The organism is Sphingopyxis sp. Root154 (genome assembly GCF_001427105.1).
Taxonomy (GTDB): Bacteria; Pseudomonadota; Alphaproteobacteria; order Sphingomonadales; family Sphingomonadaceae; genus Sphingopyxis.
This window is the reverse complement of the sequence record NZ_LMGI01000002.1, coordinates 1,919,866-1,939,142: the sequence shown is the minus strand read 5'-3', so window position 1 is coordinate 1,939,142 and position 19,277 is coordinate 1,919,866. Positions and strand designations below refer to the sequence as shown.

Sequence of the window (19,277 nt, the reverse complement as noted above, 5' to 3'; positions counted from 1 at the left end):
ATGGCTGGGGTGCGCGGGGGCAAGGCCGGCAAAAGTTCCTTCTCATCGCTTCGCGACAGGGAGGACCGGAACCCTCAATTAACCGCATGATGCTACCCCCACCCCCTCCGCTGCGCTAAAAGGCGGATATCAGGGCAAAGGGGAACGGCGATGGCCGATGCGGACCGACGCAACAGCATCCGACGGGTGGCTGGGCGGCCTTTGCCTCTTGTGCTCGGTATCGTGGCGCTCTCGCTTGCGGCATGTGGTGGTGGTGGCGCACGCCCCTCGCCGACTCCTGCGCCGCCACCTGCCCCCGCACCGACGCCAACCCCGACTCCCACGCCCACACCGCCGCCGACAGGCAATTTCAACACCGCCGAGACGCGCATGTCCGACGGGGTCAATTTCCACGGCGCGATCACCGCCTATCAGGCGGGCGCGACGGGGCAGAATATCCTCGCGGGCGTCATCGACGACGGGATCGATCAGGACAGCCCCGAATTCGCCGGGCGCATTTCGTCGCAATCGATCGACCTCGCCGGATCGCGCGGCATCAATGGCGAGGGGACGCACGGCACGAACGTCGCGCAGCTGTTGCTCGGCGGCAAGAATGACGCCGGCACCTTCGGCATCGCCTTCAATGCCAACCTGCTCGTGCTGCGCGCCGACCGGCCGGGTAGTTGCGCGACCGAGGATCCCGCCAACGACGAAAGCGGCTGCCGCTTCCCCGAAACTGCGATCGCGGCGGGGCTCGACCGTGCGGTCGGCGCGGGCGCGCGCGTCGTCAACATCTCGCTCGGCGGCGAAGACCCGCCCGGTGCGACCTTGCGCGCCGCGGTCTCGCGCGCGACCGCGGCGGGAATCATCGTCATCGTCTCGGCGGGGAATGAAGGCGATACGACCGCGAACGGCAACGATCCGAACAACCCCGAACGCTTCGCGCAGGGGCTTCGCGATGCCGGCGGGGGGCTCGTCATCATCGCCGGATCGGTCAATGAAAATGGCGCTATCTCGGGTTTCAGCAACCGCGCCGGCGGCTATGCCGGCTCCTACCTGAGCGCGCTCGGCGAGGGTGTGTGCTGCGCCTATGAAAATGGCGCGCTCAAGACCGAGGGCAATTTCGTTTTCGTTTTGAACGGCACCAGCTTCGCGGCGCCGCAGGTTGCGGGCGCGGTTGCGCTGATCGCGCAAGCCTTTCCGAACCTGTCGAGCCAGCAGATCGTGCAATTGCTCTATCAATCGGCGCGCGACGCGGGTGCGACGGGCGACGATGCTGTGTACGGACAGGGCGTCCTCGACATTGCGCGCGCCTTCCAGCCGATGGGCGCCACATCGCTCGCGGGCACCTCGACCGCCGTCGCGCTCGGCGCGCCGCTCGGCGTGCTCGGAGGCCCGATGGGCGATGCGGGTGGCGCTGGCACGACAGGTCTCGTCACCGACGGCTTCGGCCGCGCCTTCAACGTCGACTTCGGCGGCTCGCTCGGCCAGCGGCGTCCCGATTTCAAGCTGTCGGGCGCGATCGGCGGGCTCGTCCGCCAGCAAAGCGCCGCAAGCCAGTCGCTCGCGCTTTCGCTCGTCACCGCCCCGGGCACGGGCGGTACCGACGCGCTTGCGGGCCTCTCCTTCCACGACGCCCAGCGCGCGCGCACCCTCGCCGCTTCGGTGATGACGCGCCTCGACGCGCGCACACGCATCGGCTTTGCCGCCGGGCGCGGCACCGGCGGCCTGCTCGCCGGCGAGCGCGGCGAGAGCAGCCATGCGATGCTGATCGGCGACGCCGCGCACGAGGGCCTTGGTTTCGCCGCAAGCTCTGGTATTGGCACGATAATCCGTCATAATATCATGAGTAATCAATATGTTAGTATCATATTGGAGAATGGCCGGGTTTCGGGCTCGCGCTGGCAGGACGACCCCCTGCTCCGCTACCGCTCGGGCCATGACGGCCGCTACCAGCGCATCGGCGCCGCATGGGACTCGCGATTCGGTTCTGTCCGCACCGCGCTCGGCGCAAGCTGGCTCCGCGAATCGGACAGTCTGCTCGGCGCCCGCCTCGGCCCGATGTTCGGTGCCGGCGGCGCCACCAGCCTCGTCGGCGACGCCAGCTTTATCCTCGATATGCGCGATGATTGGAAAGTTGCGGCCGCCTGGCGCCAGATGTGGACGCGCCCCGACCAGCATGGCCTGATCGCGGGCGGCGCGCTCTGGTCGACGGCCTTTTCGTTCGACGTCGCCAAGGTGAATCTGGTGCAGCCCGGGGACCGCGCGGCGCTCCGTTTCGCCCAGCCTTTGCGCGTCGCGCGCGGCGGCATCGACCTGATGCTCCCTGTTGCGCACGACTATACGACTGGCCGCACCGACTTCGGCCGCCGCACCTATAACCTCGCGCCCACCGGCCGCGAGCTGGTGGTCGAGGCAAGCTATGCGCTGTCGCTCTTCGGCGGCGAACTGATCGCGAACAGCTGGTGGCGGCAGGACCCCGGCCATATCGCCGCGATGCGCAACGACCAGGGCGCGGCGCTTCGCTTTACGATGGGCTTCTGATCGGCTTTAATGTTCCCCAAAGATCAAAACAGGGGATGCTAAAATGAAGCCGATTCAAATTCTTCCGCTCGCGCTCATCGGCGCGGCGCTCGCCACGCCGCTCGCCGCGCAGACGCCCGCGCGCACCGTCATCCACGCGGGGCAACTGCTCGCCGAACCCGGCAAGCCCGCGCGCGGCGCATCGACGATCATCGTCGAGGGTGGCAAGATACTGAGCATCACGGACGGTTATCAGCCCGCCGACCCCGGCGCGATGCTGATCGACCTCAAGGACAAATATGTCCTCCCCGGCCTGATCGACAGTCATGTCCATCTGACGAGCGACGCGGGCGGTATCGCGGGGCAGCTCGAAGAGGTGACGCTGAGCCCCGCCGCGCAGGCGTTCAATGCCGAGGCGAACGGAATGAAGACGCTGCGCGCGGGTTTCACCACCGTCCGCAACCTCGGCGACGGCGACGGCGCGACATTGGCCCTCCGCGACGCGATTGCGGCGGGCAAGGTGCAGGGACCGCGCATCGTCGATGCGGGCAACAGCATTTCGGGCAGCGCGGGGCATATGGACGGATCGCTCGGCTATCGCGACGAGCTCCGCCCCTTCTTTGCCGGCGCGGGTAACACGTGCAACGGCGCCGACGACTGCCGCCGCGCGGTGCGGCTGCAGATCGGGCGCGGCGCCGATGTGATCAAATTCGCTTCGACCGGCGGAGTGAACAGCCGCATCGGCGCGGGGCTCGGCAAACAGATGTTCGATGACGAGGCGAAGGCGATCGTCGACACCGCGCATCTGTTCGGCAAGAAGGTCGCGGTCCACGCGCATGGCGCCGACGGCATTCGCCTCGCCCTCGATGCCGGCGCCGATTCGATCGAGCATGGCACGATCCTCGACGAGGCGACAATCGCGACATGGGCGAAGTCGAAGGCCTATTATGTCCCGACGCTGTCGACCGTGAACGGATACAAGGAACGCATCGCCGCGAACGCCAACGCCTATGAACCCGACGTGCTGGCCAAGATCCAGTGGCGCATTTCGATCACCGGCAAGAGCCTCGAGCAGCTTGTCCCGCGTGGCGTACGCATCGCGTTCGGCACCGACGCCGGCGTGTCGAAGCACGGCCGTAACGGCGACGAGTTCGAACTGATGGTCCAGCATGGCATGAAGCCGGTCGAAGCGCTGAAGGCCGCGACGGTCAACGCCGCCGACCTGCTCGGCCTGTCCGATCAGATTGGCACGATCGCTCCGGGCAAGAGCGCCGACATCATCGCGGTGGCCAGCGATCCGCTCGCCGACGTGCGCGTGCTCAAGAAGGTCGATTTCGTGATGGCGCGCGGAACGGTCGTCGACTGATCAGAGCGCGCCGCGCAGCGCCAGCCAGCGATCGAGCTTCGCTGCGAAGCCGATCGTGTTGGCGGCGCTGCTCGACGGCAAATCGACGACGGTGATTCGATCGAGCGACGGAAGCTGCTTCCGCCCGATCGCCGCGGCCTTGCCGCCGTTGAACGCGATCATGCGTAGGTCGGGCACACCGGCGATCAGCGCCGCGAGATCGTGTGCCTCGGCTTCGCGGATTTGGCTGTCGCTGCTCATGTGCCGTTCGGCGCTGCGGATCACGTCCCACAGCCCGACCTTTGCCTCGCGGAGCGCGGCCAGCCTGTCGTTGTAGGGCATGTTCGCGAGCGGCCGGTCGACCACGTCGGCAAGCAGGCGCCAGAACTGGTTCGTCGGATGCGCATAATATTGCTGTTCGGCAAGCGAACGGACGCCCGGCAGACTCCCGAGAATTAGCAAGCGCGTGTCGGGCGCGACGTGAGGCGCGAAGCTGGCGTGGCGAATGGCGGGCATGGGCAACCCTAGCCGCCTCCGACCGGCGCAACAATATTGCCCGCCCCTTGACCAACGAGGGAATCTGGTCTAGGGGCCCGCTCGACCGAAAAGGGCAGTTTGCTGCCTCTTTCAGTTACAACAGCGCTTGAACATTGCTGGCGCGGATGGAGCCTCCGGAAGATCGTCGTGATCCGCCGGGGTCTTTTGCTGTTAACAGGTCGGCCGTTTTTCGCCATTTTTGGCGGGTTAGCGGCCGGAGCTTCGTCCACCGCAGTACAGTAACCGTTCGCTTTGATGGGCGGACATTTAAAGGTGAAGCATTCATGCCCACGATCAACCAGCTGGTCCGCAAGGGCCGGACTCCCCAGAAGGTGAAGTCCAAGGTCCCGGCGATGGACGCAAACCCGCAAAAGCGCGGCGTTTGCACCCGTGTCTACACGACGACCCCGAAAAAGCCGAACTCGGCGCTCCGTAAGGTTGCGAAGGTCCGCCTGACCAACCAGCGCGAAGTCATCACCTACATCCCCGGCGAAGGCCACAACCTCCAGGAACACAGCGTTGTGCTGATCCGCGGCGGTCGTGTCCGCGATCTTCCCGGTGTGCGTTACCACGTCCTGCGCGGCGTGCTCGATACGCAGGGCGTGAAGGACCGCAAGCAGAGCCGTTCGAAGTACGGCGCGAAGCGTCCGAAGTAAGGACCGCTTTTTCGGCTATTTGATCATCCCAGGCTGCCCTGGCGCCGGGATGCTGTTGTAAAAGGAATTACCTATGGCTCGTCGTCGTCGTCCTGAACGCCGCGAAATCCTGCCCGATCCCCGTTTCGGTGATACGGTGCTGTCGAAATTCATGAACAGCGTCATGCTGGACGGGAAAAAGTCCGTCGCCGAAAGCATCGTTTACGGTGCGCTCGAGTCGGTCGAAGCCCGTGCCAAGAAGGAACCCATTGGCGTGTTCCACGAAGCGCTGGCGAACATCCGCCCGAACATCGAAGTCCGCAGCCGCCGCGTCGGTGGTGCGACCTATCAGGTTCCGGTCGAAGTCCGTCCCGAACGCGCGCAGGCGCTCGCGATCCGCTGGCTGATCACCGCTGCGCGCAACCGCAGCGAAACCACGATGGCCGCACGCCTGTCGGGCGAACTGCTCGACGCGTCGAACAACCGTGGCAACGCCGTGAAGAAGCGTGAAGACACGCATCGCATGGCCGAAGCCAACCGCGCCTTCAGCCACTACCGCTGGTAAGCGCGCGCGGGATGCCCCGGGTCTCGCGATCCGGCGTCTCGCAATCGTAACAATCATTCCTATATCGGGGGCGGCCCCAAAGGCCGTCCCCCACATCCAAGGAAAAGACCATGGCACGCAGCCATCCGCTCGAAAATTATCGCAACTTTGGGATCATGGCGCACATCGACGCCGGCAAGACCACGACGACCGAGCGTATCCTTTACTACACCGGCAAGTCCTACAAGATCGGCGAAGTCCATGACGGCGCCGCCACGATGGACTGGATGGAGCAGGAGCAGGAACGCGGCATCACGATCACGTCCGCGGCGACCACTTGCTTGTGGAAGGCCGACGAAGGTCAGGGCCCCGAGCATCGCCTGAATATCATCGACACCCCCGGACACGTCGACTTCACGATCGAAGTCGAACGTTCGCTGCGCGTGCTCGACGGCGCGATCACCGCGTTTGACGGCGTTGCCGGCGTTGAGCCGCAGTCGGAAACCGTGTGGCGCCAGGCTGACAAGTATAAAGTCCCGCGCATGTGCTTCGTCAACAAGCTCGACCGCACCGGCGCCGACTTCTATTATTGCGTCCAGACGATCATCGATCGCCTCGGTGCGACCCCGGCCGTCCTCTATCTGCCCATCGGCGCCGAAGGCGACTTCAAGGGTCTCGTCGACCTCGTCAACGAGCGTGCGATCATCTGGAAGGACGAAAGCCTCGGCGCCGAATTCTTCTATGAGGAAATTCCCGCCGACCTCGCCGACAAGGCTGCCGAATATCGCGAAAAGCTCGTCGAGCTCGCCGTAGAACAGGACGACGACGCGATGGAAGCCTATCTCGAAGGCACCGTCCCCGACGTCGCCACGCTCAAGAAGCTGATCCGCAAGGGCACGCTGGCACAGGCGTTCGTTCCGGTCCTCTGCGGCTCGGCGTTCAAGAACAAGGGCGTCCAGACGCTGCTCGACGCGGTCGTCGACTATCTGCCTTCGCCGCTCGACATTCCCGACGTTCAGGGCCTGAAGCTCGACGGCGTGACCCCCGATTCGCGTCCGCCGGCCGACGAAGCGCCGCTGTCGCTGCTGGCGTTCAAGATCATGAACGACCCGTTCGTCGGCTCGCTCACCTTCGCCCGCATCTATTCGGGTACGCTCAACAAGGGCACGTACCTGAACTCGGTGAAGGACAAGAAGGAAAAGGTTGGCCGCATGTTGTTGATGCATGCGAACAGCCGCGAAGACATCGAAGAAGCCTATGCAGGCGACATCGTTGCACTCGCCGGCCTCAAGGAAACCACCACCGGGGACACGCTCTGCGCCACCAGCGCGCCGATCATCCTCGAGCGGATGGAATTCCCCGAGCCGGTCATCGAGCTGTCGGTGGAACCGAAGACCAAGGCCGACCAGGAACGTATGGGCATCGCGCTCAACCGCCTGGCTGCCGAGGATCCCTCGTTCCGCGTGTCGACCGACCATGAATCGGGCCAGACGATCATCAAGGGTATGGGCGAGCTTCACCTCGACATCCTCGTCGATCGCATGAAGCGCGAGTTCAAGGTCGAAGCGAACGTCGGCGCGCCGCAGGTGGCGTACCGCGAATCGCTCGCGAAGGCCGTCGACGTCGACTATACCCACAAGAAGCAGTCGGGCGGCTCGGGCCAGTTCGGCCGCGTCAAGGTTACCGTCGCTCCCGGCGAACGCGGCGCGGGCATCACCTTCCTCGACGAGATCAAGGGCGGTAACATTCCGCGCGAATATATCCCGTCGGTCGAAAAGGGCATGCGCGAGTCGGCCGAGAATGGTCACATGATCGGCTTCCCGATCATCGACTTCGAAATCAAGCTCACCGACGGCGCGTACCACGACGTCGACTCGTCGGCGCTGGCGTTCGAAATCGCAGGCCGTGCGGCCATGCGCGAAGTGGCGGCGAAGGCCGGCATCAAGCTGCTTGAGCCGGTGATGAAGGTCGAAGTCGTTACCCCTGAGGAATTCATGGGCGACGTGATCGGCGATCTCAACAGCCGCCGCGGGCAGATCCAGGGCACCGACAGCCGGGGCATCGCCCAGGTTGTCGAGGCGATCGTTCCGCTGGCGAACATGTTCGGCTACGTCAATCAGCTGCGCAGCTTCAGCCAGGGTCGCGCCAGCTATTCGATGCAATTCTCGCATTACGAAGAAGTGCCGACCAACGTCGCAGAAGAAGTGAAGGCCAAGATGGCCTGATGGGTCAAAGCCGCGCGGGCTTGCACCGCGCGGCAAGACCCTCTAAGGGCGGCGCCTGATTCAGCAGGCTCGTCCAGGACTGATCAACGCAAACATTGAACAAGAAGGTTATACCATCATGGCCAAGGCTAAATTTGAGCGGACGAAGCCGCACTGCAACATCGGCACCATCGGTCACGTCGACCATGGCAAGACCTCGCTGACCGCAGCGATCACCAAGGTGCTCGCCGAAACGACCGGCGGCACCGCCGTTGACTTCGCGAACATCGACAAGGCGCCCGAAGAGCGCGAGCGCGGCATCACCATTTCGACCGCACACGTCGAATATGAAACCGCCGACCGCCACTATGCCCACGTCGATTGCCCGGGCCACGCCGACTATGTGAAGAACATGATCACCGGTGCCGCCCAGATGGACGGCGCGATCCTCGTTGTGTCGGCCGCTGACGGCCCGATGCCGCAGACGAAGGAGCACATCCTGCTCGCGAAGCAGGTTGGCGTTCCGACCATGGTCGTCTTCCTCAACAAGGTCGACCAGCTGGACGATCCCGAGCTGCTCGAACTCGTCGAGCTCGAAATCCGCGAAGAACTTTCGAAGCGCGACTTCGACGGCGACAATATCCCGATCATCCCGGGTTCGGCTCTCGCCGCCCTCGAAGGTCGCGACGACGCCATCGGCAAGGAAGCTATCCTGAAGCTGATGGCTGCCGTCGACGCGTGGATCCCGCAGCCGGAACGTCCGCTCGACAAGCCCTTCCTGATGCCGATCGAAGACGTGTTCTCGATCTCGGGTCGCGGTACCGTCGTTACCGGCCGTATCGAAACCGGCATCGTCAAGGTTGGTGAAGAAGTCGAAATCGTCGGCATCAAGGACACCAAGAAGACCGTCGTCACCGGCGTCGAAATGTTCCGCAAGCTGCTCGACCAGGGCCAGGCTGGCGATAACGTCGGTGCGCTGATCCGCGGCGTCGGCCGTGAAGAAGTCGAGCGTGGCCAGGTTCTGGCGAAGCCCGGCTCGATCACGCCGCACACCGAGTTCACCTCGGAAGTGTACGTCCTGTCGAAGGACGAAGGCGGCCGTCACACGCCGTTCTTTGCGAACTATCGTCCGCAGTTCTACTTCCGCACCACCGACGTCACCGGCGAAGTCATTCTGCCCGCCGGCACCGAAATGGTCATGCCGGGCGACAACGTCCAGCTGTCGGTCAAGCTGATCGCTCCGATCGCCATGGACCCGGGTCTGCGCTTCGCAATTCGCGAAGGTGGCCGCACGGTCGGCGCAGGGGTTGTGGCCACGGTCACAAAGTAATATAGGGCCGCGAGCCGCGCGATTCGGAAGTGATTCGCGCGGCTCGTAGCTTAAAGAATTTTGATGGCCGATCCGGTTTCCCTGCGGAAATCGGAGCAGGCCATTTCGGCTCTTTCGCATCGTTAGACGGGATTCGACTGGAACAGTCATGGAAACGCAGAATATTCGCATTCGCCTGAAGGCCTTTGATCACCGCGTGCTCGATCAGGCCACCACCGACATTGCCGATACGGCACGTCGTACCGGAGCGCTTATTCGCGGCCCGATCCCGCTTCCGACGCGTATTGAAAAATTCACCGTGAACCGCGGCCCGCATGTCGACAAAAAGTCGCGCGAGCAGTTCGAGGTGCGTACCCACAAGCGGCTGCTCGACATCGTGCAGCCCACCCCGCAGACGGTCGACGCGCTGATGAAGCTCGACCTCGCCGCGGGCGTGAACGTAGAAATCAAGCTGGCTTAAGGTCAGCGAAGCCCCGGTGAAAACCGGGGTCTCTATCGGCAGGACACTTCGGTGACTGCATTGTCCGGCGCGATCCGGACCGACGATAGGGTGGATACCGCCGGATCTCTTCCTCGGAAGAAATATGGTCCGGGCTGCGTCCCCCGTCTCGCCGCTCTCCAGAGGGAGGGCGGCACCTCAGCCCGGACGGGGCGATGCATCGAAATTTTGGGCTGGGAGGGTTCTCGTCGGGGTTCGCCTTGATGGGGTCCCACACGCCGTGCGGAATGGTCCGCCCGGCCTCTGTTGAGGAGTATGATCATGCGGACTGGCGTGATCGCGAAGAAAATGGGGATGACCCGCCTGTTTCAGGACGACGGCCGCCACGTGCCCGTCACCGTCCTGAGCCTCGAAGGCTGTCAGGTCATTTCTGTGCGCGAACAAGAACGTGACGGCTATGTGGCCGTTCAACTCGGCGCCGGCTCGGCGAAGGCGAAGAATGTTGCGAAGCCGCAGCGTGGCGCTTTCGGCAAGGCCGAAGTCGAGCCCAAGGCGAAGATCGTCGAATTCCGCGTCGCCGACGACGCGACGCTCGACGTCGGCGCCGAACTGTCGGCCGACCATTTCGTCGCCGGCCAGATCGTCGACATCCAGGGCGTGACCCAGGGCAAGGGCTTTGCCGGTGCGATGAAGCGCTGGGGTTTCGGCGGTATGCGCGCTACCCACGGTGTTTCGATCAGCCACCGTGCGCATGGTTCGACCGGTAACCGCCAGGATCCAGGCCGCGTCTTCAAGAACAAGAAGATGGCCGGCCACATGGGCGCCCGCAACCGCACCCAGCAGAATCTCGAAATCGTCCGCACCGACGTCGAGCGCGGCCTTCTCTTCGTCAAGGGCTCGGTCCCTGGCTCGAAGGGCGGCTGGCTGATGGTCCGCGATGCGGTCAAGCTGCCGCGCCACCCTGAAGCTCCCTATCCGGCGGGCATCAAGAGCGCAGCTAACGCCAATCAAGAAGCCCCGGCTGATGCGCCTGTGGAAACCCCGGTTGAAGAAACCGTGGTCGACACTGCCACCACCGACGGCGCACAGGAGTCCTGATCATGAAGGTCAAGGTTCACACCATCGACGGCAAGGCCGGCGCGGACATCGATCTTAACGACGATGTGTTCGGCGTCGACCCGCGTGCCGACATCCTTCACCGTGTCGTCAGCTGGCAGCTCGAAAAGCGCCGTGGTCCGGCTCGCGCCGCCCGCGAACGCAGCGATGTGTCGCGCACCGGCAAGAAGTTCGGTCGCCAGAAGGGCGGCGGTACGGCTCGTCACGGCGATCGCGCAGCTCCGATCTTCATCGGCGGCGGCAAGGCGCATGGCCCGCGTGCCCGCACCTTCGGCCACTCGCTGAACAAGAAGATCCGCACGCTCGGCCTGAAAATGGCGCTGAGCGACAAGGCGAAGGGCGGCAAGATCCTCGTTCTCGACACGCTCGAGCTCAAGGACGCCAAGACCAAAGCGCTCGCCGGCCAGCTCGGCAAGCTCGAACTCGGCAATCGCGCACTCTTCATCGATGGTGATGCAGTGCACGAAAGCTTCGCCATGGCGTCGGCCAACCTCATCGGCATCAACGCGATGCCGGCCGCGGGTGCCAACGTCTATGACATTTTGCGCGCCGATACGCTGGTCCTGACCCGCGCCGGCCTCGAAAAGCTGGAGGCACGCTTCAATGGCTAAGGCAAAAACAGTCGACGCGCGTCACTATGACGTGATCCTCGCTCCGGTGATCACCGAAAAGTCGACGCTGCTCAGCGAAAATGACGCCGTGGTGTTCAAGGTTGCGAACGACGCAACCAAGCCCGCGATCAAGGCCGCCGTCGAGGCGCTGTTCGATGTCAAGGTTCTCAGCGTCAACACGCTGATCACCAAGGGCAAGACCAAGCGCTGGAAGGGCAAGCCCTACACCCGCAGCGACGTGAAGAAGGCGATCGTTCGCCTGGCCGAAGGCCAGACGATCGACGTCACGACCGGCGTCTGATTGTAGGAAAAGGCAGAGAAAATGGCACTTAAATCCTATAATCCGACCAGCCCCGCGCAGCGCGGCCTGATCCTCGTCGACAAGTCGTCGCTGTGGAAGGGCAAGCCCGTCAAGGCGCTGACCGAAGGCAAGAACAAGACCGGTGGCCGCAACAACAAGGGTCATGTGACCTCGCGCGGTATCGCCGGTGGCCACAAGCAGAAGTACCGCTTCATCGACTTCAAGCGTCGCAAGTGGGACATGCCGGCTACTGTCGAGCGTCTGGAATATGACCCCAACCGCACGGCGTTCATCGCACTCGTCAAGTATGAAGACGGTGAGCAGACCTATATCCTCGCGCCGCAGCGTCTGGCCGTTGGCGACACCGTCGTCGCCGGCAAGAAGACCGACGTGAAGCCGGGCAATGCGATGGAATTGTCGCAGATGCCGGTCGGCACGATCGTCCATAATATCGAGATGAAGCCGGGCAAGGGTGGCCAGATCGCCCGTTCGGCGGGCACCTATGCACAGGTCGTCGGTCGTGACCGCGGTCTCGTCATCGTGCGTCTCGGTTCGGGCGAGCAGCGTTACATTCGCGGCGAGTGCATGGGCACGGTCGGTGCGGTGTCGAACCCCGACAACCAGAACACCAACCTGGGCAAGGCCGGCCGCAATCGCTGGCTCGGCAAGCGCCCGCTGACGCGCGGTGTTGCAAAGAACCCGGTCGATCACCCGCATGGCGGCGGCGAAGGCCGTACCTCGGGCGGCCGTCACCCGGTTACCCCGTGGGGCAAGCCGACGAAGGGTGCGCGTACGCGCCACAACAAGTCGACCGACAAGATGATCATCCGGTCGCGTCACGCGAAGAAGAAGAGGTAAGCCATGGCTCGCTCGGTCTGGAAGGGTCCTTTCGTGGACCTCCATCTGCTCAAGAAAGCCGAAACGGCCCAGGACGGCGGCAGCAATGCCCCGATCAAGACCTGGTCGCGTCGGTCCACCATCCTGCCGCAGTTCGTGGGGCTGACCTTCAACGTCTACAACGGCCGCAAGTTCGTGCCGGTGTCGGTCAACGAAGATATGGTCGGCATGAAGCTGGGTGAATTTGCGCCGACGCGCTTCTTCCCCGGTCACGCTGCCGACAAGAAGGGCAAACGCTAATGGGCAAGGAAAAGTCCCCCCGCCGCGTTGCGGATAACGAGGCACTCTCGGTCGGCACGCAGATTCGCGGTTCGGCTCAGAAGCTGAACCTCGTTGCCGCGCTGATCCGCGGCCGCAAGGTCGAAGACGCGATGAACATCCTCACCTTCTCGAAGAAGGCGATGGCTGTCGACGTGCGCAAGGTTCTCGCCAGCGCCGTCGCCAACGCGGAAAACAACCACAACCTCGACGTTGATGCGCTCGTCATCAAGGAAGCGAGCGTGGGCAAGTCGATCTCGATGAAGCGCTGGCACGCACGTGGCCGCGGCAAGTCGACCCGGATCGTCAAGCCGTTCAGCCGCATCCGCATTGTCGTGCGCGAACAGGAAGAAGAGGCGTAAGATGGGCCAGAAGAGCAATCCGATCGGCCTGCGCCTGCAGGTCAACCGCACCTGGGACAGCCGCTGGTTCGCCGAAGGCCAGGACTATGGCCGCATGCTGGTCGAGGATCTGAAGATCCGCCAGTATGTGTTCAAGAACCTGCCGCAGGCCGCGATCTCGAAGGTCGTGATCGAACGTCCGGCCAAGCTGTGCCGCGTTTCGATCTATGCCGCCCGTCCGGGCGTCATCATCGGCAAGAAGGGCGCGGACATCGAAAAGCTGCGCAAGAAGCTCGGTGAACTGACGGGCAGCGACGTGTCGCTGAACATCGTCGAAATCCGCAAGCCCGAAGTCGACGCCAAGCTCGTCGGCCAGGGCATTGCCGACCAGCTCGAACGCCGCGTCGCGTTCCGTCGCGCGATGAAGCGCGCGGTTCAGTCGGCGATGCGTCTGGGCGCCGAAGGCATCCGCATCAACTGCGCCGGCCGTCTCGGCGGCGCGGAAATCGCACGTACCGAATGGTATCGCGAGGGCCGGGTGCCGCTTCACACGCTGCGCGCCAACGTCGACTACGCCGAATCGACCGCTCACACCGCCTATGGCGTGTGCGGGATCAAGGTGTGGATCTTCAAGGGCGAGATTCTCGGCCACGACCCGATGGCGACCGACCGTCTGATGCTCGATGCACAGACGACCGGCGTCCGTCCGGCTCGTGAAGATCGCCGCTAAGGACTGCTGACATGCTGCAACCGAAAAAAACCAAGTTCCGCAAGGCTTTCAAGGGCCGCATCCATGGCAATGCCAAGGGCGGAACCAGCCTGAACTTCGGCTCCTACGGGCTGAAGGCGATGGAACCCGAGCGCATCACCGCACGCCAGATCGAAGCGGCTCGCCGTGCGATCAGCCGCGCGATCAAGCGTCAGGGCCGTTTGTGGATCCGTATCTTCCCCGACGTCCCCGTGTCGTCGAAGCCTGCCGAAGTCCGTATGGGTAAGGGCAAGGGTTCGCCGGAATTCTGGGCCGCTCGCGTGAAGCCGGGTCGCATCCTGTTCGAACTCGACGGCGTCCCCGGCCCCGTGGCCGCGCTAGCGTTCGAACGCGCTGCGATGAAGCTGCCGATCAAGACGAAGGTGATTGCCCGTCTCGGCGACACCTCGCATCTGGAGGGTTAAGGGCCATGTCCAAGACCGAAGATTTCAAGGCCAAGACCGACGACCAGCTCGCCGAACAGCTTGGCGAACTGAAGCGCGAGGCCTTTAACCTCCGCTTCCAGGCGGCCACCGGCCAGCTTGAAAAAGCATCGCGCGTCAAGGAAGTGCGGCGCTCGATCGCCCGCATCAAGACGCAGCAGACCGAGCGCACGCGCTCGGCCGCGAAGTAAGGAGACTATCGATGCCGAAGCGCATTCTGACCGGTACGGTGGTGTCCGACAAGGGCGACAAGACCGTCGTGGTGAAGGTCGAACGGAAGGTGAAGCACCCTCTGTACGGCAAGATCATCCGCCGCTCGAAAAAATATCACGCCCACGATGAGGACAACGCCATCAAGGCCGGCGAAACCGTCCGCATCGAGGAAACGAAGCCGATTTCGAAGCTGAAGACGTGGAAGGTGCTCGACAAGGTCGACACCCACAGCAAGCCCAAAACGGCTGCTGACGCCTGAAGCTGAGTTTCACGGAACCGCCGGGGCATCCCGGTAGGCCAAAAAAGAAGGAAATGCATCGATGATCCAGATGCAGTCACAATTGGAAGTCGCTGACAACAGCGGTGCCAAGCGCGTCCAGTGCATCAAGGTGCTGGGTGGCTCGAAGCGTCGCACCGCCGGCGTGGGCGACGTGATCGTCGTGTCGATCAAGGAAGCTCAGCCCCGCGGCAAGGTGAAGAAGGGTGACGTGCATCGCGCCGTTATCGTTCGCACCGCCAAGGACGTGCGCCGCGCCGATGGCTCGGTCATCCGTTTCGACAGCAACGCCGCCGTGCTCGTCAACAAGAACGAGGAGCCGATCGGCACCCGTATCTTCGGCCCCGTCGTCCGCGAACTGCGCGGCCGCGGCTATATGAAGATCATCAGCCTGGCACCGGAGGTTCTCTGACCATGAGCATGGCAAAGATCAAGAAGGGCGACACGGTTGTCATCCTGTCTGGCAAGGACAAGGGCAAGACCGGTGAAGTGACGCAGAGCCTGCCGAAAGACGGCAAGGTCGTCGTCGCTGGCGTCAATGTCATCACGCGCCACCGCAAGCCGAGCCAGACCAACCCGCAGGGTGGCCTGGAACGCAAGGAAGCGCCGCTGTACGCGAGCAAGGTCGCGATTGCCGATCCCAAGACCGGCAAGCCGACCCGCGTTCGTTTTGAAACCAAGGACGGCAAGAAGGTCCGCGTGGCCGTGAAGTCCGGGGAGACGCTCAATGGCTGACAATTACACCCCGCGCATGCGCAAGCGCTACGACGATGTGATCGTCAAGGCGATGACCGAAAAGTTCGGTTACAAGAATGCGATGGAAGTGCCGAAGATCGAAAAGATCGTGCTCAATATGGGCGTCGGCGAAGCCACGCAGGACAAGAAGAAGGTCGAATCGGCGGCTGCCGAGATGGAACTCATCGCCGGCCAGAAGCCTGTCGTGACCAAGGCGAAGAAGTCGATCGCACAGTTCAAGCTGCGCGAAGGCATGCCGATCGGCTGCAAGGTGACCCTGCGCCGCGAACGCATGTACGAATTCCTCGATCGCCTGATCACGATCGCAATGCCGCGCATCCGCGATTTTCGCGGCGTGTCGGCGACGAGCTTCGACGGCCGTGGCAACTATGCCATGGGCCTGAAAGAGCAGATCATCTTCCCCGAGATCAACTATGACCGCATCGACCAGGTGCGCGGCATGGACGTGATCGTCACCACCACCGCCCGTACGGACGATGAAGCCCGCGAACTGCTCAAGCTGTTCGGCTTCCCCTTCCCGATCGAAGCGCAGGAAAAGGAAGCCGCCTGATCCCCTTGGGACCAGGCAGGCTCTTTCAAGAAGGAAAGAGAACTTAAGTCATGGCGAAACTGAGTTCGGTAAACAAGAACGAGCGTCGCAAGCAGCTGGTGAAGAAGTATGCCGGCCGTTATGCGAAGCTGAAGGCGGTTGCAGCGGACACGTCGCTCGATGATGGCGAGCGTCTGATCGCACGCCTCAAGATGGCGGAAATCCCGCGCAATGGTAACCCGACCCGCATCCGTAACCGGTGCGAGCTGACGGGGCGCCCGCGCGCTTATTATCGCAAATTCCGGCTGTGCCGTATCCAGCTCCGCGATCTGGCCAACAAGGGCCTGATCCCCGGTGTTGTGAAGTCGAGCTGGTAAGGGACTGACAAGATGGCAATGACCGATCCCCTGGGTGATATGCTCACCCGCATCCGCAACGGCCAGACGGCGAAGAAGGACAGCGTCCTGACGCCGGCTTCGACCCTGCGTGTCCGCGTTCTCGATGTTCTCCAGCGCGAAGGCTATATCCGCGGCTACAGCGAAGAAGCGCTGGGTGCCAAGGGTCAGCACAAGGGCATCCGCATCGAACTGAAATATTTCGAAGGGCAGCCGGCGATCCGCCATGTGGCGCGCGTTTCGAAGCCGGGCCGTCGCGTCTATTCGGGTTCGAAAGAACTTCCGATCATTCGCAACGGCCTTGGTATCACCATCGTGTCGACCCCGCGCGGCGTTCTCTCGGACGCCGAAGCACGCGAACATAATGTCGGCGGCGAAGTGCTGGCGGAGGTGTTCTGATGTCGCGCATTGGTAAAAAGGCAGTGGCAATCCCCGGCGGCGTCACCGCTGCGATCGATGGCGGTCAGCTGTCGGTCAAGGGTCCCAAGGGCACGCTCGCGATGCCGCTTTCCGACCTCATCAACTATGAAGTCGCCGAAGGCAGCATCTCGGTCCAGCCCGCGAACGGCACCCGCGAAGCTCGCGCTTTCTGGGGCATGCAGCGTACACTGGTGCAAAACCTGATCACGGGTGTGACCGAAGGCTTCACCAAGGTCCTCGAAATCACCGGTGTCGGCTATCGCGCCAACTCGCAGGGCAAGAATCTGAAGCTGCAGCTCGGCTACAGCCACGATGTCGATTTCGCGGTGCCCGAAGGCATCGAGATCAAGACGCCGGACAACACGACGATCGAGATCAGCGGCATCGACAAGCAGCAGGTCGGCCAGGTCGCGGCGGAAATCCGCCGTTGGCGTAAGCCCGAACCCTATAAGGGCAAGGGCATCAAATATCGCGGCGAGTACATCTTCCGCAAAGAAGGCAAGAAGAAGTAAGCCATGGCACATCTTACCCCTTTCCAAAAACGCCGTCAGCGCGTCCGTACCGCTCTCCGTCAGCGCGCGGGTGGCCGCGCTCGCCTGTCGGTGCACCGTTCGGGCCGCCACATCTATGCACAGCTCATCGATGACGCTGCCGGGCAGACGCTCGCTTCGGCCTCGACGCTGGACAAGGATGTCCGCGGCAAGACCGGCGCGACCACTGCGGCGGCTGCCGACGTTGGCAAGCGCCTCGCCGCTGCCGCGAAAAAGGCGGGCGTGACGCAGGTAGTGTTCGACCGCGGCGGTTTCCTGTTCCACGGGCGCATCAAGGCGCTGGCCGACGCGGCTCGCGAAGGCGGATTGGAGTTCTAATCATGGCAGACGAAGTACAGAACGTCGAAGGCGCTCCCGAAGCAGCCCCCACCGATGGCCAGGCTCCGCGCCGCGGCCGTGGCGGTGGCCGCGACGGTGGTCGTGGCGGTCGTGACGGTGGCCGTGGCCGCCGCGACGATCGTCGCCCGCGCGACGAAGACGGTGGCGAAGAGCTCATTGAAAAGCTTGTTCACATCAACCGCGTTTCGAAGACCGTGAAGGGCGGCAAGCGCTTCGGTTTCGCCGCGCTCGTCGTCGTCGGCGATGGCAAGGGCCGCGCCGGTTTCGGTCATGGCAAGGCGCGCGAAGTGCCCGAAGCCATTTCGAAGGCAACCGCTGCCGCGAAGAAGGCGATGATTCGCGTTCCGCTGCGCGATGGCCGCACGCTGCACCATGATGGCCGCGGCCACTTCGGTGCCGGCAACGTCACGCTGCGCTCGGCGCCCGCGGGTACCGGCATCATCGCCGGTGGTCCGATGCGCGCCGTGTTCGAATCGCTGGGCGTGGCCGATGTGGTGACCAAGTCGGTCGGCACCTCGAACCCCTACAACATGATCCGTGCGACCTTCGAAGCGCTCGGCGAGCAGACCAGCCCGAAGTCGGTCGCGCAGCGCCGCGGCAAGAAGGTTTCGGATCTGATCAAGCGTGGCGGTGCATCCGACCGCGCAGCCGAGGCGGAAGCCGCGGCGGTGACGGAGTAAGACGATGGCTGACAAGAAGATCAAGATCCGCCAGATCGGTTCGCCGATCCGTCGTCCCAAGAGCCAGCGTGCGATCCTGACCGGCCTCGGCCTGGGCAAGATGCGTCGCGAGGTCGAACTGGTCGACACCCCCGAAGTGCGCGGCATGATCCGCAAACTTCCGCACATGGTCGAAGTCGTCGAGGGCTGAGCCCCTCGCGACCCGGACCCCTACCTATCAGCGCGATAAAAGCGAAAGCGAGTGCAATGACGATCAAGCTTAATGAACTTCGTGACAATGATGGCGCCCGCAAGGGCCGTATGCGCGTCGGACGCGGCATCGGTTCGGGCAAGGGCAAGACCGCCGGCCGCGGCCAGAAGGGCCAGAAGGCCCGCAGCGGCGTCGCGATCAACGGCTTCGAAGGCGGCCAGATGCCGCTCCACATGCGTATTCCGAAGCGCGGCTTCAACAACATCTTCGGCAAGGATTTCGCGATCGTGAATCTGGGCATGATCCAGAAGCTGGTCGACGAGAAGAAGCTCGACGCCAAGGCTGTCATCGATCACGCCGCGCTCAAGGCTGCCGGCGTTGCCCGCGGCGGCAAGGACGGCGTCCGCCTCCTCGCCAAGGGTGAAATCACCGCGAAGCTGAACTTCGCCGTTGCCGGCGCGTCGAAGGGCGCGATCGAAGCGGTCGAAAAGGCTGGCGGCAAGGTCGAACTGCCCGAGCCCAAGGCCGAAGGCGAAGGCAAGAAGGCCAAGCGCAAGGCCGAAGCGGCCGCAAAGAACTAAATGCATACGGGGGCGGGGCGGCGATAGGTCGATCCGCCCCCGACGCATCTGAATTCGGGCCTTTGCCCTTGCGCTTCGTGACTGGCGAACGCACA

General features: G+C 63.6%; 28 protein-coding genes. 27 read left to right on the top strand and 1 reads right to left on the bottom strand.

All coding sequences use genetic code 11. The features are described 5' to 3' along the window. The first annotated feature begins 369 nt into the window (after window positions 1-369). Complete coding sequence (locus ASD73_RS14820; RefSeq protein WP_056373125.1) at window positions 370-2,523, top strand: S8 family peptidase; 2,154 nt, start codon at window positions 370-372, stop codon at window positions 2,521-2,523. 43 nt (window positions 2,524-2,566) lie between these two features. Further along, on the top strand, window positions 2,567-3,868 hold the full coding sequence (locus ASD73_RS14815; protein ID WP_056373124.1) for a metal-dependent hydrolase family protein: 1,302 nt from the start codon (window positions 2,567-2,569) through the stop codon (window positions 3,866-3,868). On the opposite strand, the gene ASD73_RS14810 is transcribed toward ASD73_RS14815, so the two are convergent. Beyond that, window positions 3,869-4,363 (bottom strand): DNA-deoxyinosine glycosylase, encoded by a 495-nt coding sequence (locus tag ASD73_RS14810; RefSeq protein WP_056373123.1) that lies wholly within the window; start codon window positions 4,361-4,363, stop codon window positions 3,869-3,871. A 305-nt stretch (window positions 4,364-4,668) separates the two neighbouring features. On the opposite strand from ASD73_RS14810, the gene rpsL reads away from it, so the two are divergent. From rpsL to rplO, 25 genes are all read left to right on the top strand, one after another. After that, window positions 4,669-5,040 (top strand): 30S ribosomal protein S12, encoded by a 372-nt coding sequence (rpsL, locus tag ASD73_RS14805; RefSeq protein ID WP_037515637.1) that lies wholly within the window; start codon window positions 4,669-4,671, stop codon window positions 5,038-5,040. 73 nt (window positions 5,041-5,113) lie between these two features. Continuing rightward, complete coding sequence (gene rpsG / locus ASD73_RS14800; protein ID WP_039578261.1) at window positions 5,114-5,584, top strand: 30S ribosomal protein S7; 471 nt, start codon at window positions 5,114-5,116, stop codon at window positions 5,582-5,584. 110 nt (window positions 5,585-5,694) lie between these two features. Further along, entirely contained in the window at window positions 5,695-7,788 is a 2,094-nt protein-coding gene (gene fusA, locus ASD73_RS14795) for an elongation factor G (RefSeq protein WP_056373122.1), read from the top strand. Between the two features lie 118 nt (window positions 7,789-7,906). Beyond that, a complete protein-coding gene (gene tuf / locus ASD73_RS14790) occupies window positions 7,907-9,097 on the top strand; it encodes an elongation factor Tu (RefSeq protein ID WP_056373121.1) in 1,191 nt (396 codons plus the stop codon). A gap of 148 nt (window positions 9,098-9,245) precedes the next feature. Then, on the top strand, window positions 9,246-9,557 hold the full coding sequence (gene rpsJ / locus ASD73_RS14785) for a 30S ribosomal protein S10 (protein WP_003042199.1): 312 nt from the start codon (window positions 9,246-9,248) through the stop codon (window positions 9,555-9,557). Between the two features lie 300 nt (window positions 9,558-9,857). Further along, window positions 9,858-10,634 (top strand): 50S ribosomal protein L3, encoded by a 777-nt coding sequence (rplC, locus tag ASD73_RS14780; RefSeq protein WP_056373713.1) that lies wholly within the window; start codon window positions 9,858-9,860, stop codon window positions 10,632-10,634. A gap of 2 nt (window positions 10,635-10,636) precedes the next feature. Beyond that, the gene (gene rplD / locus ASD73_RS14775; protein ID WP_056373120.1) at window positions 10,637-11,263 is read left to right on the top strand and encodes a 50S ribosomal protein L4; all 627 of its coding nucleotides are present in this window, start codon (window positions 10,637-10,639) and stop codon (window positions 11,261-11,263) included. Further along, entirely contained in the window at window positions 11,256-11,564 is a 309-nt protein-coding gene (locus ASD73_RS14770) for a 50S ribosomal protein L23 (RefSeq protein ID WP_037515644.1), read from the top strand. The genes rplD and ASD73_RS14770 overlap by 8 nt, the downstream gene beginning before the upstream one ends. A gap of 21 nt (window positions 11,565-11,585) precedes the next feature. Next, window positions 11,586-12,422 (top strand): 50S ribosomal protein L2, encoded by an 837-nt coding sequence (rplB, locus tag ASD73_RS14765; protein WP_039578277.1) that lies wholly within the window; start codon window positions 11,586-11,588, stop codon window positions 12,420-12,422. 3 nt (window positions 12,423-12,425) lie between these two features. Continuing rightward, window positions 12,426-12,701 (top strand): 30S ribosomal protein S19, encoded by a 276-nt coding sequence (rpsS, locus tag ASD73_RS14760; protein ID WP_037515648.1) that lies wholly within the window; start codon window positions 12,426-12,428, stop codon window positions 12,699-12,701. Next, window positions 12,701-13,081 (top strand): 50S ribosomal protein L22, encoded by a 381-nt coding sequence (gene rplV, locus ASD73_RS14755; RefSeq protein WP_037515650.1) that lies wholly within the window; start codon window positions 12,701-12,703, stop codon window positions 13,079-13,081. The genes rpsS and rplV overlap by 1 nt, the downstream gene beginning before the upstream one ends. 1 nt (window position 13,082) lies before the next feature. Next, window positions 13,083-13,790 (top strand): 30S ribosomal protein S3, encoded by a 708-nt coding sequence (gene rpsC, locus ASD73_RS14750; RefSeq protein WP_037515652.1) that lies wholly within the window; start codon window positions 13,083-13,085, stop codon window positions 13,788-13,790. 11 nt (window positions 13,791-13,801) lie between these two features. Then, a complete protein-coding gene (rplP, locus tag ASD73_RS14745) occupies window positions 13,802-14,233 on the top strand; it encodes a 50S ribosomal protein L16 (RefSeq protein ID WP_037515653.1) in 432 nt (143 codons plus the stop codon). A gap of 5 nt (window positions 14,234-14,238) precedes the next feature. Then, window positions 14,239-14,442, top strand: a complete 204-nt coding sequence (gene rpmC / locus ASD73_RS14740; protein WP_039578281.1) for a 50S ribosomal protein L29 — start codon at window positions 14,239-14,241, stop codon at window positions 14,440-14,442. An 11-nt stretch (window positions 14,443-14,453) separates the two neighbouring features. Then, window positions 14,454-14,723 carry a 30S ribosomal protein S17 gene (gene rpsQ / locus ASD73_RS14735; protein ID WP_039578283.1) on the top strand — a complete coding sequence of 90 codons (270 nt, stop codon included), beginning with the start codon at window positions 14,454-14,456 and terminating at the stop codon, window positions 14,721-14,723. A gap of 61 nt (window positions 14,724-14,784) precedes the next feature. After that, window positions 14,785-15,153 (top strand): 50S ribosomal protein L14, encoded by a 369-nt coding sequence (rplN, locus tag ASD73_RS14730; protein WP_011543078.1) that lies wholly within the window; start codon window positions 14,785-14,787, stop codon window positions 15,151-15,153. Window positions 15,154-15,155: 2 nt separating this feature from the next. After that, window positions 15,156-15,476, top strand: a complete 321-nt coding sequence (gene rplX, locus ASD73_RS14725; protein WP_056373119.1) for a 50S ribosomal protein L24 — start codon at window positions 15,156-15,158, stop codon at window positions 15,474-15,476. Beyond that, entirely contained in the window at window positions 15,469-16,047 is a 579-nt protein-coding gene (gene rplE / locus ASD73_RS14720; protein WP_056373118.1) for a 50S ribosomal protein L5, read from the top strand. Before rplX ends, rplE begins: the two co-directional genes overlap by 8 nt. 50 nt (window positions 16,048-16,097) lie before the next feature. After that, window positions 16,098-16,403 (top strand): 30S ribosomal protein S14, encoded by a 306-nt coding sequence (gene rpsN / locus ASD73_RS14715; protein ID WP_056373117.1) that lies wholly within the window; start codon window positions 16,098-16,100, stop codon window positions 16,401-16,403. Between the two features lie 12 nt (window positions 16,404-16,415). Further along, window positions 16,416-16,820 (top strand): 30S ribosomal protein S8, encoded by a 405-nt coding sequence (gene rpsH, locus ASD73_RS14710; protein WP_037515661.1) that lies wholly within the window; start codon window positions 16,416-16,418, stop codon window positions 16,818-16,820. Next, window positions 16,820-17,353, top strand: a complete 534-nt coding sequence (gene rplF, locus ASD73_RS14705) for a 50S ribosomal protein L6 (RefSeq protein WP_056373116.1) — start codon at window positions 16,820-16,822, stop codon at window positions 17,351-17,353. Before rpsH ends, rplF begins: the two co-directional genes overlap by 1 nt. A 3-nt stretch (window positions 17,354-17,356) precedes the next feature. Further along, window positions 17,357-17,710, top strand: a complete 354-nt coding sequence (rplR, locus tag ASD73_RS14700; protein WP_037515664.1) for a 50S ribosomal protein L18 — start codon at window positions 17,357-17,359, stop codon at window positions 17,708-17,710. Window positions 17,711-17,712: 2 nt separating this feature from the next. Then, window positions 17,713-18,411, top strand: coding sequence for a 30S ribosomal protein S5 (gene rpsE, locus ASD73_RS14695; RefSeq protein WP_082521561.1), 699 nt, complete (start codon window positions 17,713-17,715; stop codon window positions 18,409-18,411). A gap of 4 nt (window positions 18,412-18,415) precedes the next feature. Beyond that, window positions 18,416-18,601 carry a 50S ribosomal protein L30 gene (gene rpmD / locus ASD73_RS14690; protein WP_054589700.1) on the top strand — a complete coding sequence of 62 codons (186 nt, stop codon included), beginning with the start codon at window positions 18,416-18,418 and terminating at the stop codon, window positions 18,599-18,601. Between the two features lie 56 nt (window positions 18,602-18,657). Next, entirely contained in the window at window positions 18,658-19,182 is a 525-nt protein-coding gene (rplO, locus tag ASD73_RS14685; protein WP_082521560.1) for a 50S ribosomal protein L15, read from the top strand. The last annotated feature ends 95 nt before the right edge of the window (window positions 19,183-19,277 follow it).

Coding starts and splice junctions, on each gene's coding strand:
- rplB (WP_039578277.1), top strand. CDS start 11,586: ATGGCACTTAAATCCTATAATCCGACCAGCCCCGCGCAGCGCGGCCTG.
- ASD73_RS14820 (WP_056373125.1), top strand. CDS start 370: ATGTCCGACGGGGTCAATTTCCACGGCGCGATCACCGCCTATCAGGCG.
- rpsS (WP_037515648.1), top strand. CDS start 12,426: ATGGCTCGCTCGGTCTGGAAGGGTCCTTTCGTGGACCTCCATCTGCTC.
- ASD73_RS14815 (WP_056373124.1), top strand. CDS start 2,567: ATGAAGCCGATTCAAATTCTTCCGCTCGCGCTCATCGGCGCGGCGCTC.
- rpmD (WP_054589700.1), top strand. CDS start 18,416: ATGGCTGACAAGAAGATCAAGATCCGCCAGATCGGTTCGCCGATCCGT.
- ASD73_RS14810 (WP_056373123.1), bottom strand. CDS start 4,363: ATGCCCGCCATTCGCCACGCCAGCTTCGCGCCTCACGTCGCGCCCGAC.
- rplX (WP_056373119.1), top strand. CDS start 15,156: ATGAGCATGGCAAAGATCAAGAAGGGCGACACGGTTGTCATCCTGTCT.
- rplO (WP_082521560.1), top strand. CDS start 18,658: ATGACGATCAAGCTTAATGAACTTCGTGACAATGATGGCGCCCGCAAG.
- rplD (WP_056373120.1), top strand. CDS start 10,637: ATGAAGGTCAAGGTTCACACCATCGACGGCAAGGCCGGCGCGGACATC.
- rpsN (WP_056373117.1), top strand. CDS start 16,098: ATGGCGAAACTGAGTTCGGTAAACAAGAACGAGCGTCGCAAGCAGCTG.
- rpsC (WP_037515652.1), top strand. CDS start 13,083: ATGGGCCAGAAGAGCAATCCGATCGGCCTGCGCCTGCAGGTCAACCGC.
- rpsG (WP_039578261.1), top strand. CDS start 5,114: ATGGCTCGTCGTCGTCGTCCTGAACGCCGCGAAATCCTGCCCGATCCC.
- rplR (WP_037515664.1), top strand. CDS start 17,357: ATGGCACATCTTACCCCTTTCCAAAAACGCCGTCAGCGCGTCCGTACC.
- rplP (WP_037515653.1), top strand. CDS start 13,802: ATGCTGCAACCGAAAAAAACCAAGTTCCGCAAGGCTTTCAAGGGCCGC.
- rplV (WP_037515650.1), top strand. CDS start 12,701: ATGGGCAAGGAAAAGTCCCCCCGCCGCGTTGCGGATAACGAGGCACTC.
- rpmC (WP_039578281.1), top strand. CDS start 14,239: ATGTCCAAGACCGAAGATTTCAAGGCCAAGACCGACGACCAGCTCGCC.
- rpsQ (WP_039578283.1), top strand. CDS start 14,454: ATGCCGAAGCGCATTCTGACCGGTACGGTGGTGTCCGACAAGGGCGAC.
- rplE (WP_056373118.1), top strand. CDS start 15,469: ATGGCTGACAATTACACCCCGCGCATGCGCAAGCGCTACGACGATGTG.
- tuf (WP_056373121.1), top strand. CDS start 7,907: ATGGCCAAGGCTAAATTTGAGCGGACGAAGCCGCACTGCAACATCGGC.
- rpsL (WP_037515637.1), top strand. CDS start 4,669: ATGCCCACGATCAACCAGCTGGTCCGCAAGGGCCGGACTCCCCAGAAG.
- rplF (WP_056373116.1), top strand. CDS start 16,820: ATGTCGCGCATTGGTAAAAAGGCAGTGGCAATCCCCGGCGGCGTCACC.
- ASD73_RS14770 (WP_037515644.1), top strand. CDS start 11,256: ATGGCTAAGGCAAAAACAGTCGACGCGCGTCACTATGACGTGATCCTC.
- rpsJ (WP_003042199.1), top strand. CDS start 9,246: ATGGAAACGCAGAATATTCGCATTCGCCTGAAGGCCTTTGATCACCGC.
- rplN (WP_011543078.1), top strand. CDS start 14,785: ATGATCCAGATGCAGTCACAATTGGAAGTCGCTGACAACAGCGGTGCC.
- fusA (WP_056373122.1), top strand. CDS start 5,695: ATGGCACGCAGCCATCCGCTCGAAAATTATCGCAACTTTGGGATCATG.
- rpsH (WP_037515661.1), top strand. CDS start 16,416: ATGGCAATGACCGATCCCCTGGGTGATATGCTCACCCGCATCCGCAAC.
- rplC (WP_056373713.1), top strand. CDS start 9,858: ATGCGGACTGGCGTGATCGCGAAGAAAATGGGGATGACCCGCCTGTTT.
- rpsE (WP_082521561.1), top strand. CDS start 17,713: ATGGCAGACGAAGTACAGAACGTCGAAGGCGCTCCCGAAGCAGCCCCC.